20 protein-coding genes and 1 tRNA gene are annotated in these 13643 nt (G+C 43.2%); 12 read left to right on the top strand and 9 right to left on the bottom strand.

Annotation, left to right across the window (positions count from 1 at the left end; genetic code table 11):
• Positions 1–86: 86 nt before the first annotated feature.
• From fabG to purN, 6 genes are all read left to right on the top strand, one after another.
• A complete protein-coding gene (gene fabG, locus Q7U10_08945; GenBank protein ID MDO8282726.1) occupies positions 87–827 on the top strand; it encodes a 3-oxoacyl-[acyl-carrier-protein] reductase in 741 nt (246 codons plus the stop codon).
• A 97-nt stretch (positions 828–924) separates the two neighbouring features.
• Positions 925–1158 carry an acyl carrier protein gene (gene acpP, locus Q7U10_08940; GenBank protein MDO8282725.1) on the top strand — a complete coding sequence of 78 codons (234 nt, stop codon included), beginning with the start codon at positions 925–927 and terminating at the stop codon, positions 1156–1158.
• A 14-nt stretch (positions 1159–1172) separates the two neighbouring features.
• A complete protein-coding gene (gene fabF / locus Q7U10_08935; GenBank protein MDO8282724.1) occupies positions 1173–2420 on the top strand; it encodes a beta-ketoacyl-ACP synthase II in 1248 nt (415 codons plus the stop codon).
• Positions 2383–3090, top strand: coding sequence for a ribonuclease III (gene rnc / locus Q7U10_08930; GenBank protein MDO8282723.1), 708 nt, complete (start codon positions 2383–2385; stop codon positions 3088–3090). The genes fabF and rnc overlap by 38 nt, the downstream gene beginning before the upstream one ends.
• A gap of 64 nt (positions 3091–3154) precedes the next feature.
• The gene (purM, locus tag Q7U10_08925; protein MDO8282722.1) at positions 3155–4189 is read left to right on the top strand and encodes a phosphoribosylformylglycinamidine cyclo-ligase; all 1035 of its coding nucleotides are present in this window, start codon (positions 3155–3157) and stop codon (positions 4187–4189) included.
• Between the two features lies 1 nt (position 4190).
• The gene (purN, locus tag Q7U10_08920; protein ID MDO8282721.1) at positions 4191–4832 is read left to right on the top strand and encodes a phosphoribosylglycinamide formyltransferase; all 642 of its coding nucleotides are present in this window, start codon (positions 4191–4193) and stop codon (positions 4830–4832) included.
• Between the two features lie 15 nt (positions 4833–4847).
• Here the strand turns inward: purN and Q7U10_08915 are convergent, their stop codons facing one another.
• On the bottom strand, positions 4848–5783 hold the full coding sequence (locus Q7U10_08915) for an SDR family oxidoreductase (GenBank protein ID MDO8282720.1): 936 nt from the start codon (positions 5781–5783) through the stop codon (positions 4848–4850).
• Positions 5784–5866: 83 nt separating this feature from the next.
• On the opposite strand from Q7U10_08915, the gene Q7U10_08910 reads away from it, so the two are divergent.
• Positions 5867–5940, top strand: a tRNA-Gln gene (locus Q7U10_08910).
• Positions 5941–6073: 133 nt separating this feature from the next.
• On the opposite strand, the gene Q7U10_08905 is transcribed toward Q7U10_08910, so the two are convergent.
• From Q7U10_08905 to Q7U10_08880, 6 genes are all read right to left on the bottom strand, one after another.
• Positions 6074–7225, bottom strand: a complete 1152-nt coding sequence (locus tag Q7U10_08905) for a site-specific integrase (GenBank protein ID MDO8282719.1) — start codon at positions 7223–7225, stop codon at positions 6074–6076.
• On the bottom strand, positions 7222–7593 hold the full coding sequence (locus Q7U10_08900; GenBank protein ID MDO8282718.1) for a hypothetical protein: 372 nt from the start codon (positions 7591–7593) through the stop codon (positions 7222–7224). The genes Q7U10_08905 and Q7U10_08900 overlap by 4 nt, the downstream gene beginning before the upstream one ends.
• A gap of 133 nt (positions 7594–7726) precedes the next feature.
• Complete coding sequence (locus tag Q7U10_08895) at positions 7727–8269, bottom strand: hypothetical protein (protein MDO8282717.1); 543 nt, start codon at positions 8267–8269, stop codon at positions 7727–7729.
• On the bottom strand, positions 8270–8614 hold the full coding sequence (locus Q7U10_08890) for a hypothetical protein (GenBank protein MDO8282716.1): 345 nt from the start codon (positions 8612–8614) through the stop codon (positions 8270–8272).
• Positions 8611–9234: a hypothetical protein gene (locus tag Q7U10_08885; protein MDO8282715.1), complete on the bottom strand. Its 624-nt coding sequence runs from the start codon at positions 9232–9234 to the stop codon at positions 8611–8613. The genes Q7U10_08890 and Q7U10_08885 overlap by 4 nt, the downstream gene beginning before the upstream one ends.
• The gene (locus tag Q7U10_08880; protein MDO8282714.1) at positions 9224–9460 is read right to left on the bottom strand and encodes a hypothetical protein; all 237 of its coding nucleotides are present in this window, start codon (positions 9458–9460) and stop codon (positions 9224–9226) included. Before Q7U10_08880 ends, Q7U10_08885 begins: the two co-directional genes overlap by 11 nt.
• 322 nt (positions 9461–9782) lie before the next feature.
• Here Q7U10_08880 and Q7U10_08875 point away from each other — a divergent pair, with 322 nt between their 5' ends.
• The 5 genes from Q7U10_08875 to Q7U10_08855 all read left to right on the top strand — a co-directional run bounded on the left by Q7U10_08875 (position 9783) and on the right by Q7U10_08855 (position 12037).
• The gene (locus tag Q7U10_08875; GenBank protein ID MDO8282713.1) at positions 9783–10172 is read left to right on the top strand and encodes a helix-turn-helix transcriptional regulator; all 390 of its coding nucleotides are present in this window, start codon (positions 9783–9785) and stop codon (positions 10170–10172) included.
• 167 nt (positions 10173–10339) lie between these two features.
• Positions 10340–10546, top strand: coding sequence for a hypothetical protein (locus tag Q7U10_08870; GenBank protein MDO8282712.1), 207 nt, complete (start codon positions 10340–10342; stop codon positions 10544–10546).
• Positions 10547–10656: 110 nt separating this feature from the next.
• Complete coding sequence (locus Q7U10_08865; GenBank protein MDO8282711.1) at positions 10657–11088, top strand: DUF4065 domain-containing protein; 432 nt, start codon at positions 10657–10659, stop codon at positions 11086–11088.
• Entirely contained in the window at positions 11085–11576 is a 492-nt protein-coding gene (locus Q7U10_08860; GenBank protein ID MDO8282710.1) for a hypothetical protein, read from the top strand. The genes Q7U10_08865 and Q7U10_08860 overlap by 4 nt, the downstream gene beginning before the upstream one ends.
• A gap of 131 nt (positions 11577–11707) precedes the next feature.
• Entirely contained in the window at positions 11708–12037 is a 330-nt protein-coding gene (locus Q7U10_08855) for a helix-turn-helix transcriptional regulator (GenBank protein MDO8282709.1), read from the top strand.
• 46 nt (positions 12038–12083) lie between these two features.
• Here Q7U10_08855 and Q7U10_08850 read toward each other — a convergent pair whose 3' ends face one another.
• Positions 12084–12323, bottom strand: a complete 240-nt coding sequence (locus Q7U10_08850) for a hypothetical protein (GenBank protein ID MDO8282708.1) — start codon at positions 12321–12323, stop codon at positions 12084–12086.
• A gap of 42 nt (positions 12324–12365) precedes the next feature.
• Entirely contained in the window at positions 12366–13643 is a 1278-nt protein-coding gene (locus Q7U10_08845; GenBank protein ID MDO8282707.1) for an HD domain-containing protein, read from the bottom strand.

Raw genomic sequence — 13643 nt, 5'->3', positions numbered from 1 at the left:
AACTTAACCCATTTCATATGCCGGTTGCCTAATTAAAAACGAATTTATATAATACTTGAACTTTATTTATGGAATACGGAGGGACAATGAGACTCAAAGGTAAAAACGCGCTTATTACAGGCTCTGCCCAGGGCATCGGGATGGCTATTGCGCTTGCGATGGCAAAAGAAGGAGCTAATATATGCATAGCTGACATTAAAGTAGATAACACAGGGGATCTTATTGCGGAGATAAACAAGTCGGGTGTCAGGTGCATTAGCACAAAACTTGATGTCTCCAGCCAGGAAAGCGTAACAAACGCCTTTGAGACATTTATCAATGAGTTCGGCAGCATTGATATCCTTGTAAATAATGCCGGCATCACAAGGGATTCACTGGCTTTGAGAATGAAGGAAGACGATTGGGACGCGGTGATAAATATCAACCTGAAAGGAACCTTTCTCTGCTCTAAAGAGGCGATAAAGATAATGTCAAAACAGCGGTCAGGAAAGATAATCAACATCTCATCCGTCGTTGCATTTATAGGGAATCCCGGACAGATTAACTACAGCGCGTCAAAGGCCGGCGTTATAGGGATTACAAAGACGATCGCAAAAGAGTATGCTGGCCGCGGAATAAGGGTAAACGCCATAGCCCCGGGCTTCATTAAAACTGCCATGACCGAAGCCCTGCCTGAAAAAGTAAAGGAAGATATGAAGAACGCGATCCCGCTCAGAGAGTTCGGCACTCCTGAAGATGTTGCAAATGCATCCATATTCCTCGCCTCAAATGAGTCTGATTATCTTACAGGACAGGTGATCCATGTAAATGGCGGAATGTATATGTAGTAAAGAATTACATGAAAAAATCATTCTAAAGATGTATAATTATTTCTCAAAAAAAACCGCTTATTATTCTGAATAAAATTAAAACGGAGGGTTAGACATGTCAGTTGAAGAAAAAGTCAAAGAGATAATCTCAAAACAGCTTGGTGTAGACGCAGAGAAGGTAACGCCTGAATCATCTTTTGTCGATGATCTGGGGGCTGATTCGCTCGATACGGTTGAACTCGTAATGGCACTTGAAGAAGCTTTCAATATAGAGATCCCGGACGAAGATGCAGAGAAGATAATAAAGGTTCAGGACGCCATAAAATACATTAACGAGAAGTCAGAATAACCCCACTCCCTCTTATGACGCATAGAAGGGTAGTTATAACAGGGGTTGGCATGGTCTCCCCCTTGGGAACAGGCACAGAAAAGTCATGGAACGGGCTGATACAAGGCCGTTCGGGAGTCGCCAGGATAACTCACTTCGATCCTGACGGTTACCCGTGCCAGATAGCGGCTGAAGTAAAAGACTTTGTTATAGACGACTATATCGATGTCAAAGAGCAGAAGAAGATGGATCGGTTCATCCACTTCGCTCTGGCTGCTTCAAGCATGGCTATGGAGGATTCCGGACTTATTATCACTGATGATATGGCTGAAAGAGTCGGTGTCATAGTCGGTGCGGGTATGGGCGGCTTGCCTGCGATTGAGCGGTACGCCAAGATACTCAATGAAAAAGGCCCGAAGAGGATCACTCCTTTTTTTATCCCCATGACGATCATAAACCTTGCCGCGGGACAGATATCCATCAGATTCGGGGCCAAGGGTCCTAATTCCGCAGTTGTCACTGCCTGCGCAAGCGGCACTCATTCAATAGGTGACTCGTTCAAATTGATCCAGAACAATATTGCTGATGTTATGATCGCAGGAGGCACCGAAGCCACTATAAGCCCGCTGGCGATAGCAGGCTTTTCCGCAATGAAAGCGCTTTCAACGAGAAATGAAGAACCAGAGAAGGCGAGCCGGCCTTTTGATAAGGACAGGGACGGTTTTGTCATGGGCGAAGGGTCAGGAATCATGATACTTGAGGAGCTTGAACACGCATTGAAGAGAGGCGCAAAGATATACGCTGAGATAACAGGATACGGCATGACCTCTGACGCTTACCACTTATCAAGCCCCGCGCCTGAGGGTGAAGGGGCCGCAAGATGCATGAAGGCCGCTATTAATGATGCAGGTATAAAACCCGAAGATGTTGACTATATAAACGCCCATGGAACCTCAACAAGATACGGTGACGAGCTTGAGACCACAGCTATAAAAAATGTCTTCGGGGAACACGCCTATAAGTTATGCGTAAGTTCAACAAAGTCTATGACCGGACATCTTCTTGGGGCCGCAGGCGGCGTTGAAGCTGTTGTATGCGCGCTCAGCATATTTAACAAAATAGTGCCTCCAACTATGAACCTTGATAACCCTGATCCGGAATGTGATCTCGACTATGTGCCTAACAAGTCGAGGAAGCTCGATATAAGATCAGCGATCTCCAACTCTTTTGGATTCGGCGGGACAAATGCCAGCATCGTCATTAAAAGATATAGCCAGTTTTGAACTCTCAATAAATTACACCTTCAAGAAGAAATCTCTGGCAAGGGAAGCTCTTACTCACAAGTCTTATTCTCATGAGAATCAGGAAAAGCACCACCCTTTTAATGAGCGCTTTGAGTTTCTGGGAGATTCCGTGCTTGGATTGGTTATCAGCGAGCATCTCTTCAATCATTTCAGGGATTATTCCGAGGCAAAGCTTTCCAAACTAAGATCCTATTTAGTGCAGGAGGCAACTCTTGCAGAGGCTGCTGAGAGACTTGATATCGGCAGACATCTATTGATCGGCAAGGGGGAGGAGATGTCAGGCGGAAGAAACAAACCTTCCCTTCTTGCCAATGCCTTTGAAGCTGTTATCGCAGCGATTTTTCTTGACAGCGGAATGAAGAAGGCAAGAGAGTTTATCCTATCGTCTCTTGAGCCGAAAATACTGGAACTTGTTGACAACAGCCTTGTGATGGATTTCAAAACAAGCCTTCAGGAATTAACACAGTCGAGATTCGGCGTTCTGCCGGAATATCAGGTAAAAAGCGAGCAAGGCCCGGAACATGACAAGCTGTTTGAGGTCTCTGTTCAGATAAATAATGAGAACTATGGCACAGGCCACGGCAGGACAAAGAAGGCGGCAGAGCAGATGGCTGCGAAAGAAAGCCTCAAGAAGATAGAAAAGGCGTAGCGGCAAATGTTATTTAATCTTGTATAATGAGTATCCATAATTTAAAAAAACAGAAAGGACATCAATGGCTCTTACATATAAAAAATCCGGAGTAGACATAGACAAAGGCAGCAGCCTGGTAGAGATAATAAAGCCGCTTGCCCGCGCAACCTTTAACGCAGGCGTCATGGGCAGTATCGGTTCGTTCGGCGCTCTTTACAGCATGAAAAGTACAAAGGTCAAAGATCCTGTGCTCGTCAGCAGCACTGACGGAGTCGGGACAAAACTCAAGATCGCATTTGACCTTAACAAGCACGATACAGTAGGGATAGACCTTGTCGCAATGTGCGTCAACGATATCCTCACAAACGGCGCACGCCCCCTATTCTTTCTCGATTACTTCGCAACTGGGAAGCTTTCTACAGAGAAGGCCGCTGATGTGATCAAAGGCATTGCCGCAGGATGCAGAATGGCGGACTGCGCCCTTGTCGGCGGGGAGACCGCTGAGATGCCCGGGTTTTATAGTCCCGGTGAATACGACCTCGCCGGCTTCTCGGTGGGAGTGGTTGACAGAAAGAAGATCATTAACGGTTCAAAGATCAAAGACGGCGACATTATTATAGGGCTCTCATCAAGCGGGCTTCACAGCAACGGCTATTCGCTGGCGAGAAAGCTATTTTTTGGTATCAAAAAATACAGCCCGAAAAAAAAGATTAAGGAACTCAGCCGTCCTGTTGGCGAAGAACTGCTTACACCTACAAAGATATATGTTAAGAGCATCCTGAAAATCATCAATACTTTTGATGTGAAAGGAATGGCTCATATCACAGGCGGCGGCATTACCGAGAACCTGCCGAGGATATTCCCGCCTAAAAAGGTGCTGAAAGCGGTCATAAAAAAAGGAAGCTGGCCTGTGCACGCGATCTATGATCTAATTCAAAGAGAAGGCAAGGTCACTGAAGATGAGATGTACAAGACATTCAATATGGGAATCGGCTTCATGCTTGTCATAGATAAAAGTGATTCCTGCAAGGTTATGAGGAGACTGAAATCGCTTGGCGAAGAGGCTTATATCATAGGTGAAATAGCAAAAGGAAGAGGCGGAGTGAAATACATTTAATATGCTAACAATCGGAGTTCTTGCTTCAGGCAGAGGTTCCAACTTTCAGTCTATTATAGACAATATAGAGTCCGGCTTTATCAATGCAAAGATAGCTGTGCTGATAACCGACCAGCCTAAAGCCTATGCTATCGAGAGGGCAAAGAAGCATGACATCGAATCAATCGTTATCCTTCCGAAGAAATATTCAGACAAAGATGCTTTTTATACTCACGTCGCTGACGAACTCAAAAAAAGAGGCGTGGGGCTTGTAATACTTGCAGGTTTCATGCGAGTTGTCGGTAAACCGTTAATCGACAGGTACAAAAATAAGATAATCAACATCCACCCTGCCCTGCTCCCTTCATTTCCCGGCCTTCACAGCCAGAAACAGGCGGTTGATTACGGCGTAAAACTATCAGGCTGCACTGTCCATTTTGTTGATGAGGGAGTTGACACCGGGCCTATAGTCATTCAGGCTGCTGTACCTGCATATGAAGATGATACCGAAGATTCACTATCTGAAAGGATTCTGAAACAGGAGCACATAATATTTCCGCTTGCAATCAAGCTCTATGCAGACGGCAAGGTCAAAGTAGAAGGCCGAAAGGTCTCGATAAAGACCGATAGAAAAGAGAGCGTCCTTATTAACCCTTCACATTAGATGCTGAGACAGGTATCAGGGAACAAACTGTTTAAAGTACTTGATAGTCTTGATCAATCCTTTTTCCAGCTTTACCTTCGGCTTCCATTGAAGTTCTTTCATTGCCAGAGATATATCAGGCTGTCTCTGTGTCGGGTCGTCTTGCGGCAGAGGCTTGAATACTATCTTTGACTTTGAGCCGGTAAGTTTTATTACAATGCGGGCGAGTTCTATTATGCTGAACTCATCAGGGTTGCCGAGATTCACAGGGCCGGTCAGCTTATCAGGCGAATCCATTAATCTGACAAAACCTTCCACGAGGTCATCAACATAACAGAAGCTCCTTGTCTGCTGCCCTTTTCCATAGACAGTAATATCTTCATCCCTTAATGCCTGCATGATGAAGTTGCTGACAACCCTGCCGTCCTGAGGATGCATATTAGGGCCGTATGTATTAAATATCCTTGCAACTTTTATCTTAAGCCCATGCTGCCTGTGGTAGTCAAAAAAGAGGGTCTCTGCACAGCGCTTGCCCTCATCATAACAGGAACGTATGCCTATAGGATTTACATTCCCCCAATAGGCTTCTGTTTGCGGATGTTCGGTTGGATCGCCGTATACCTCAGAGGTTGATGCCTGAAAGGTCTTTGCCTTGACCCTCTTTGCAAGGCCGAGAATATTTATCGCACCGTGAACAGATGTCTTTGTAGTCTGCACAGGGTCAAACTGGTAATGTATAGGAGAAGCAGGGCATGCAAGGTTGTAGATCTCATCGACCTCAACATACAGAGGAAAACAGATATCATGCCTCATGATCTCAAAATATGGATTAGGCACTAGATGAGCTATATTGGATCTGCGGCCGGTGTAGAAGTTATCAACGCACAGAACCTCATGGCCGTCATTCAGCAGTCTTTCGCAGAGATGCGAGCCGATGAAACCAGCCCCGCCTGTAATAAGAATTCTTTTCATATAATCAAGACCTCCCTTATATTTTATTAGTATACCTAAAAACTTGTATTAACTGATATTCATAATATAAAATATCTTGGCTTTGGGGAGTAGTGTAATGGCAGCACCGCAGATTCTGGATCTGCTTGTAGGGGTTCAAGTCCTCTCTCCCCAGCCAAAATATCAAGTTAATAGTTAAGTTTTTATGGTCCCATCGTCTAGTGGCCTAGGACGCTGGCCTCTCACGGGAAGGACTCGACTAATAAAATCAAGCGGTTAGAACTCGTTGTATACAGCTTGTATTCATTCTCCTAAAAATCCAGCTTATTAACAGTCTTCAACAATGCCGCGGAGTCGAGTTTTGCGTAGATCTCCGTGGTCCTCAGGTTCCGGTGTCCGAGCAGGTCTTTTATACTCTTAATACCCTCCCCTTTCATGACCAGATAACTTGCGAATGTGTGTCTAAGACTGTGAAGTGTGGCTTTAACGCCCGCCTGCAATGCGATGTTTCTAAAAAGCCTTGAGAGTGTATTCGGTGAGCTCCAGTTCGGGAAGAGCGGGCCTATGCCAGGGTGAATGCGCTCAAGGTAAGGCCTCACCTTGTCGCATATGGGAATAGCTCTATCTCTGTTTCCTTTTGTCTGCCTGACATAAATAAGACCGTGCACAAGGTCTACATCCTGCCGGTTGAGCTTGATCAGCTCAGAGCGCCTCATACCTGTATACAGATAAATATAGACGGCTGCTACCAGATCCTTACGGCGTCTTTTGTCCTCTGCAAGTGTTGCCTCAGCCTTCTGCAGGTCTCTTGTAAGCAGAGGCTTTTGCTTAAGGCCGGTCTTAATATGCCAGAATCCGTCTTTGTCGCTGAAGAGCACTATTTCCTTATCAAGCGCTTCAAAGAGCCTGTCCAACTCCGCAGGTTGCAGGTAACGTGGAATCTCTTCATCCATCTTAAAAAGGACCTTGTCATTTCTGTCTCTCTTTGAAAATGGGTTTACTGAGATATAAGGCTTCTCCAATGTGAGCGCATGCGTGAATGCAGCGCTCAGGCTGCGGAGCATGATATTAATATAGGTCTTTGAATAATTTATCCTTAATGAAATGAGTTTGAAGCGATCGACCTGTTCTCTCTTAATCGCCCTGAGCGTCATATCACCGATAGTTTCTTTGAACTTCTTAAGGGCGTTAGCGTCAATACTGATCGTCGACTGAGATATCCCCTGAAGTTCACGAGAGGCGAGATACTCAGGAATGTATTCCGTGAGTTTGATCTGATTGACCTTCTCTATGCTTTTGACCTGCCTGTCTCTCCTCTGGTCCTGCAGCTGCTGGAACTTCGCCCTGGCTAATGATTCATCCTCTGTCTTCAAAGATATCGCCTGGGGAAGCCCGAGCAGCCTTCGCTCTACTCTGGAATTGCGGATATACCATACACCGTTTTCCCTCTTAAAAAGATTCATCCTGTCCTCCTTTGGTCGGTGCCATGGTGGAGATAGATCAGCTTTTGGGCATTCCGGTCGGCATTACGGGTATTATAAAACCTGTCAATACTCTCACGGTCAACAATCCAGTCGCCACCCTCCACCTGATCACCGTATATAAGATTTTTCATTATATACTTTAGGAGGGTGTTTTTGGACTTGCGGCTGTATATGATCGCCTCTTTCATCGTAAGCCATTTCATAGAGGCAAGGACGCGAGGATCAGTGACGGTCTTGGTAAGCTTCTCAACCTGACGGTCTGCTGCGTTCTGAGGGTCTTCCACCTCATGAAGCTCTTGAAGTAACCCTTCAAACCGGTTGATTATCTGTGATATGTTATTGCTCATAATGAAACAGTTAAACTGGTATCGTCCATGACATACATTCTGTATAAATTAAAATATTATCCTTCAGCCGCTTTCATTCATGGTTTTTCTGAATCATCTTTCAAGATAGCTTTTTCAAGAAACATTAAATTTTTCATTGTGCCCTCCTTAACTCTCTTTTATGTGTGCTTACCCACTGCCGGAAGTCCACAACCTTCCCTGAGTTTTTATTTGGCAGGTTATTGAGATAACATGCCGTCTCAATCAAATCCGCCCGCACGAGTCCATCAAGAATAAGCTTAAGCGGGAATAATGTTTCCGATGATTTACGTGGAATATTCTGGCGGATATTCACTATCTCTGCATGGTCAAGCTTCCAGAAGATATCTCTAATACATTTACTGAGCCTCTTTGCTGCAGGTACTGCCTTTCTTCTCTTCTTAGTCATACGCCTCCTCAAAGTTTCTATATTTCCGGGCAATAAAAAATCCCAGAGTGTTATAGCGGCCTTTGAGAACCGTCCACGCCTCGCGGTTAGTGGAACACTCCGGGAAAACTTACCCGTAAAAACTAAAAACCTCCTTTCCGTGCTTGCGCTACGGAGGCCGGAGAAGGCCCTCAAAGACTCTATGCTAAAATTATAAACACATAACATTAATGATGTCAAGAATAAAGTTATATTTTTAAATTTCTTCATCTACGCCTCCATCAGAGCCAGTTCGCCCTGTGGATATTTTTTAAGTTCTTCCTGCTCTTTCAAGTGTGAGATGTATTGAGTGATCAGCCAGGCGCAGGTGTCGACGTATTGCTTGACGAGCTGCTTAAACTGTTCCTGTGACGCAGGATCGTTTTTATCCCATAAGCTGTGCATCTCCTGACATGCCAAGAGATACTCTCTGTACTTCTCCGGGTGCGCTATTTCGAACCAATCAAAGGCGCCGACAAGGTTCATGTCATCCTTCAGGTGCTTCAGTTCATACCTGCCAATGAACTTCAAGGCTTTCAAAAATATCTCTCTATTCCATGAGTATGATCTCTTCAAAATACCTCCACCTCCTCAAGTATTTTTATCTCTTTCGCATATGCCCTAAAAATGCCTGAGCTTGCGCCGAAATAATCCTCTTCTCCCTGCTCAGCCATCATCCCTTTGATCTGGACGGTCTGCCCGGCTTCTAATCCTTTAAGTTCTTTCTGGTCGTCCGTATAGAGCAAAAACTCCTCAGGCTGATTCCCCTGTCTATCCAGGCTGAGCCTGATACTGCCCTCTTCCAAGTCTCTTAAGATGATCTCGATCACTCCGGTCAGGATAAAGACCGCCCGATATTCCGTGCCGTCATATGGAGCGATCTGAAAGAATGTGAAGTTACTGAGGCGGGTGATCTCGTCTTCAACTTTTTTGTCATATTGATTAAAGAAGCCTTCCAGTCTCAGTCCCATGCCCTTTTTAAGCTGCTTGTCCTCGTCCATCAGGAGCTTCTCTGCCTCAGCGATGCGATCCGCGCCCCAAATACGGCCGTAAACCTTTACATTGCCGTGCAGGGCGTTGTGACAGTGCAGATATATCTTGAGATAAGGCTTCTTGTCTACGCTGTCAGAAGTCGTGCGTCTGAGGCCTTCGAGCTTGCCCCATGCGATGCCTTTATTGAAGTGTTTATTTGCCATTCTCTGCCATCCTCAGTGTATCTTGTAGAGTTATACCGTTTTTATAGTTCTCCATGACGAATTGCTCATACTCGGTAGGGTTATCAGCGCGTTCCTTGATCTTCATACAGGCAAAGACCGTGACCAGGACACAGACCGCAATAAAGCCCAAGAGTACCCAGTCAATACGGCGCTTTGCCTGGTACTTATTTATCTGCAATAGAGTAAGGTCCAAAGTCTCTCTCATTCTGCATCCTCGCTTCGTGTGATGATGACGGCATTGAAAGTACTCTCCTTTTTATGGTTGCCCTGCCGGGACTTCTGATACCTGGTAGTAAGAGGAGTTGCCCGGCAGGACAGATCTCAGTCCGATGAATTCAGTCTTCGGATGAGAGAGATCGGTTAATAGAAAAACGACAAACCTTTCTACTTGTCCGTGTGCATGGGATAATTTAAAATGATTTTTACCAGGTATCATTGTGTAATTTTATACCACACATTTTGTGCGGTGTCAAGCGGTTTATTTGTTGCGTATTGATTTTTGCGGTGTTTAGAGAGAAGATATACCTATGTCATTTCCTGCCAGATTAAAGAATCTCATTAAAAATAAAGGAATATCTCAATATAAATTAGCAAAAGATTTGGGGAAGCCTGAATCAACAATTAGAAGCTGGGTAAATGGCCGTACTCAACCACGGGATGAGAATGCAGCAAAACTGGCTGAGTATTTTGATGTACACCCTGCCTGGTTAAGATACGGCGCCAAAGAATATGATACAAACGTAAAAGATAGTGTCTGGAAGATTGCCGCAAAGATAGAGAAGCACCTTCAAAAGCATCCTGAGGATGCTGATAAGATCGAGAAATTTGTTGAAATCATAACCGACGAAGGAGGCGGCAAAAGTAAAAGTACTCCCCTTCCTCAAAAAAAGAAGGAAAGAAGATCCAAATCAGCTTAGGCTTCAATACGATCATTTTAAAAAGGGTTGTTATAATTGCAAATACCGCCTACTCTCAACCGAATTATCACGAATGATTAAGAAATTAACTATATTGGCAAGTATATTGGAAGAGTGAATAAGATGTGCTTTGATATGTCAATCCTTTAAATATGGAGGGAAAAGCAATGAGCAAATCAACCCGTAATAATGGCAAGGCATGGACAGAAACAGACGTTAAACAACTGAAACAACTAGCCAAAGAAAACACCCCTACAAGAGTCATTGGTCTTAAGATAGGCCGCACACCCGGTGCCGTGCAGACAAAAGCCAGTGAAGAGAAAATCTCCTTAAAACCTACAAATCAATCACCTTATGGAACAAAGAAGAAATAAACAGTAAGGGCCTGATGATTGGTTATAAAATATTACAATATGCCTATTAATCTTGATAATTTATTAACAAAAACTGCTATAATTGAATCATAAGAAAAAAGGAGAAGGCGATGTCTGTTTCGGTTTATGATATAGCAGCATACATATTAAACAAACATGGGGTAATGACTACCATGAAGCTTCAAAAGCTTGTTTATTATTGCCAAGCGTGGTCACTCGTATGGGATGAAGCGCCTATTTTTAATGAAGAGATTGAAGCGTGGGCTAATGGTCCTGTAGTAAGAGAACTTTATGATAAACATAAAGGTTATTTTAATATATCTTCATTAAGAGTCGGGGATCCCTCTCGCCTTTCTAAAAAACAAAGAGCAACAATTAATGGTGTCTTAAACTATTATGGTGACAAAACCTCACAGTGGCTTTCAGAGCTCACACATAAAGAAGATCCTTGGAAAGATGCACGCACTGGCGTGGCTCCAAATATGCGCGGGAACAGAACTATTACTCATGCAAGCATGATGGAGTATTATAGCGGGCTTTGAGTAACAAGAGGCCCAAGTGGCAAATACAGCCATCAACAGCAAAAACCCCCAACAGAGTAGAAACTCCTTCCGGTAAAAAAACTCCAACTATTGATTACGCTCATTCACCAGAGTCAATAAACCAAAAAAGGCCTGTATGGCGAATGGGTATGATAGATTTTGAAGGGCAATGGGGCTGGGGAAATTTAAATAGTGCGGATGCTTTCAAAACAATACAAAATAGACTAAAAAGTTTTGAGACAATGACATGGGGAGAAATCGCAACTAAGCGAATCAGTAAAGGTTCTCCTCAAAACCATTTCATGCCAGTAAGTAAAATATGTAAAGATGCCAGGGATAGATTAAAAGAACTAAACTTAGATGATCTGGATGAATTATATTCTTTAAGATTTGCTGCAAGGGAACGCTTGTGGGGTATACGACAAGCTGAAATTCTTTATATACTTTGGTGGGATCATAATCATTCCGTATTCCCAATGCAATATTAACCTGGTCAGCCGACTCCTCAACCGGCGGTAAGGATTTCTATATAGTTAAAATAATATGCCTTCTAAAATGTCTTAAAATTAAGGCATGAGAAGAGCACGATGGAGAGGTTCATAAAAAAAAGTGAGAGAATTTGATCAATAACCCATTAGGACAGCGAATCAAAATCGCTCGTAAAAAGGCCGGACTTACTCAAGATAAGCTGGCAAAGGCGATAGGGGTTGCATATCCAACTTTAAATAAATATGAGCGCGGTCACAGGATCCCAAGCGCTGAGCTGCTATCGAAGATGTCTGAAACCCTGCAATGCGATCCCGGCTGGCTGCTTGTCGGTGATAATAGTGCCTCACAGAAAGATGATCCTGAGCTTGCATTGATATCACGAATATTAAAAAATGACCTTCCGGAAGCAAAACACACTATACTCAGGTTATTGAAAGACTGGAAAGCAAGTAAGGGATAACCTACGAAGAATAAAAACAAGAAACTTACTGATTACATTAATATCTTCAATCTTTTTTACGAAGTTCACATAAAACCAATTCAATTTGCTTCTCTGTCATCCAACCATTCTTTAACAGAATTTCTCCAATAAGTTTATGCTGCTTATTTATAACGTCATTAATTACTTGCTCATTTAACGCTTTTAGTAATTGGTCAATAGTAATATATCTTTTGGCAATTGCTATAGAGCCAAATCGAATACAAGACTCTTCAGACAACTTATTTTCTGCTTTTCCATTAATCATCTGCTCAAAATTATAACAAATATATAGAAGATACGTAATAACTTAAAATCCGTCTGAGTTTTGATCGATAAAGGCAAATTGCTGTTCATAGAAATCCTTGGCAACAGCCTGCTTATCAATAACATAGGAAGAAATTTCATCGAAATTATCAAAAAGAAGATTACAGATCTTCTTATCCAGAAGTTGCTGGTCTGAAGATTGCTTAATTATCTCTACAATCTCTTTTGGGGACATTCTTTTTCTATAAGGCCGATCCTCAGCTAACGCCGTGAATATGTCTGCTACTGATAGAATCCTCGCTCCGGTACTTAGGTCATCTGATTTACAATGAAATGGATAACCTGAACCATCGAGTCTTTCATGATGATAAGCTGCCCATTCAGCCATCTGCTGAAGGCCTCCGATAGTGTTAATCACGGAATAAGTATAGTATGGATGTGATTTCACAATAGACATTTCTTCTTTTGTAAGCTTCCCGGGCTTTTCCAGGATACTACTGGGTATGGCTAATTTCCCCAGATCATGCAAGTTGCCGGCAACCTCCATGAGGTTAATTTCCGTTTCAGTGAGGCCAAATATCCTGGATATTATTGAAGCTGCTGCTGCAACTCCGGAAGAATGGGTTGCGGTAAAATGAGACCGAAAATCAATAATATTCCGAAATAACTCGGATATAACAACTATTTTGGAAAGGCCTATTTCTATCTTTCTTAAAGGCCCTTCATTAAGTAAAAGAGAATATAATCTTGGGGAAACCAGATCCAGCCAGAATTCCTCTCGCTCGGATGCCGTGAGAAAATAATCTATGACTTGTGGGTGAAATGAGGAACCCGAAAGAGATCTAATATTTGAAATAATATTCTCATGCTGATGCAAAATATATTTATTGCGATCGATCAAGTGCTCAAGGTAATCAGCCACAGACAACATCTGTGCCTCTAAAGCAAAAGCGGGATCAATAGTTACGTCCCAATTTTTCCATGGCTTGTGGTGAAATCGAATTATTTTTGATGCCTTATTTAGTAAAGGTGATTGAGCGAGTAAAAATTCTCCTCGGATGCAATGCAACTCAAGATTTTCGACTTTAGAGGTATGTATGGATATTCTTTCTTCTAATGTCAATGCACCGACATCATGAAGAAGTGCCGCAATAAAATTATTTTCCAATGTTTCATCTGAGAAATTTGCAACTTTCCCCAGTTCCCATACAACGAAGGCTGTTCTTTGTTGATGTTGAACAAATGAAGGGCTTGCCAAATCCATGGCATCAGAAAGAGAGAGGGCCAAATTCCCTAGATTAACTGTAGTTCTTCGTTGCAT

The sequence above is a fragment of the Thermodesulfovibrionia bacterium genome, from assembly GCA_030646035.1.
In the GTDB taxonomy this organism is placed as follows: domain Bacteria; phylum Nitrospirota; class Thermodesulfovibrionia; order UBA6902; family UBA6902; genus JACQZG01.
The sequence above is the reverse complement of the archived record's forward strand: the minus strand, read 5'-3'. Positions and strand labels throughout refer to the sequence as shown.

What these genes read in the sequence shown, in the direction of transcription:
- fabG (MDO8282726.1), top strand. Translation starts at nt 87, where the DNA reads ATGAGACTCAAAGGTAAAAACGCGCTTATTACAGGCTCTGCCCAGGGC.
- acpP (MDO8282725.1), top strand. Translation starts at nt 925, where the DNA reads ATGTCAGTTGAAGAAAAAGTCAAAGAGATAATCTCAAAACAGCTTGGT.
- fabF (MDO8282724.1), top strand. Translation starts at nt 1,173, where the DNA reads ATGACGCATAGAAGGGTAGTTATAACAGGGGTTGGCATGGTCTCCCCC.
- rnc (MDO8282723.1), top strand. Translation starts at nt 2,383, where the DNA reads ATGCCAGCATCGTCATTAAAAGATATAGCCAGTTTTGAACTCTCAATA.
- purM (MDO8282722.1), top strand. Translation starts at nt 3,155, where the DNA reads ATGGCTCTTACATATAAAAAATCCGGAGTAGACATAGACAAAGGCAGC.
- purN (MDO8282721.1), top strand. Translation starts at nt 4,191, where the DNA reads ATGCTAACAATCGGAGTTCTTGCTTCAGGCAGAGGTTCCAACTTTCAG.
- Q7U10_08915 (MDO8282720.1), bottom strand. Translation starts at nt 5,783, where the DNA reads ATGAAAAGAATTCTTATTACAGGCGGGGCTGGTTTCATCGGCTCGCAT.
- Q7U10_08905 (MDO8282719.1), bottom strand. Translation starts at nt 7,225, where the DNA reads ATGAATCTTTTTAAGAGGGAAAACGGTGTATGGTATATCCGCAATTCC.
- Q7U10_08900 (MDO8282718.1), bottom strand. Translation starts at nt 7,593, where the DNA reads ATGAGCAATAACATATCACAGATAATCAACCGGTTTGAAGGGTTACTT.
- Q7U10_08895 (MDO8282717.1), bottom strand. Translation starts at nt 8,269, where the DNA reads ATGAAGAAATTTAAAAATATAACTTTATTCTTGACATCATTAATGTTA.
- Q7U10_08885 (MDO8282715.1), bottom strand. Translation starts at nt 9,234, where the DNA reads ATGGCAAATAAACACTTCAATAAAGGCATCGCATGGGGCAAGCTCGAA.
- Q7U10_08880 (MDO8282714.1), bottom strand. Translation starts at nt 9,460, where the DNA reads ATGAGAGAGACTTTGGACCTTACTCTATTGCAGATAAATAAGTACCAG.
- Q7U10_08875 (MDO8282713.1), top strand. Translation starts at nt 9,783, where the DNA reads ATGTCATTTCCTGCCAGATTAAAGAATCTCATTAAAAATAAAGGAATA.
- Q7U10_08870 (MDO8282712.1), top strand. Translation starts at nt 10,340, where the DNA reads ATGAGCAAATCAACCCGTAATAATGGCAAGGCATGGACAGAAACAGAC.
- Q7U10_08865 (MDO8282711.1), top strand. Translation starts at nt 10,657, where the DNA reads ATGTCTGTTTCGGTTTATGATATAGCAGCATACATATTAAACAAACAT.
- Q7U10_08850 (MDO8282708.1), bottom strand. Translation starts at nt 12,323, where the DNA reads ATGATTAATGGAAAAGCAGAAAATAAGTTGTCTGAAGAGTCTTGTATT.
- Q7U10_08845 (MDO8282707.1), bottom strand. Translation starts at nt 13,643, where the DNA reads ATGCAACGAAGAACTACAGTTAATCTAGGGAATTTGGCCCTCTCTCTT.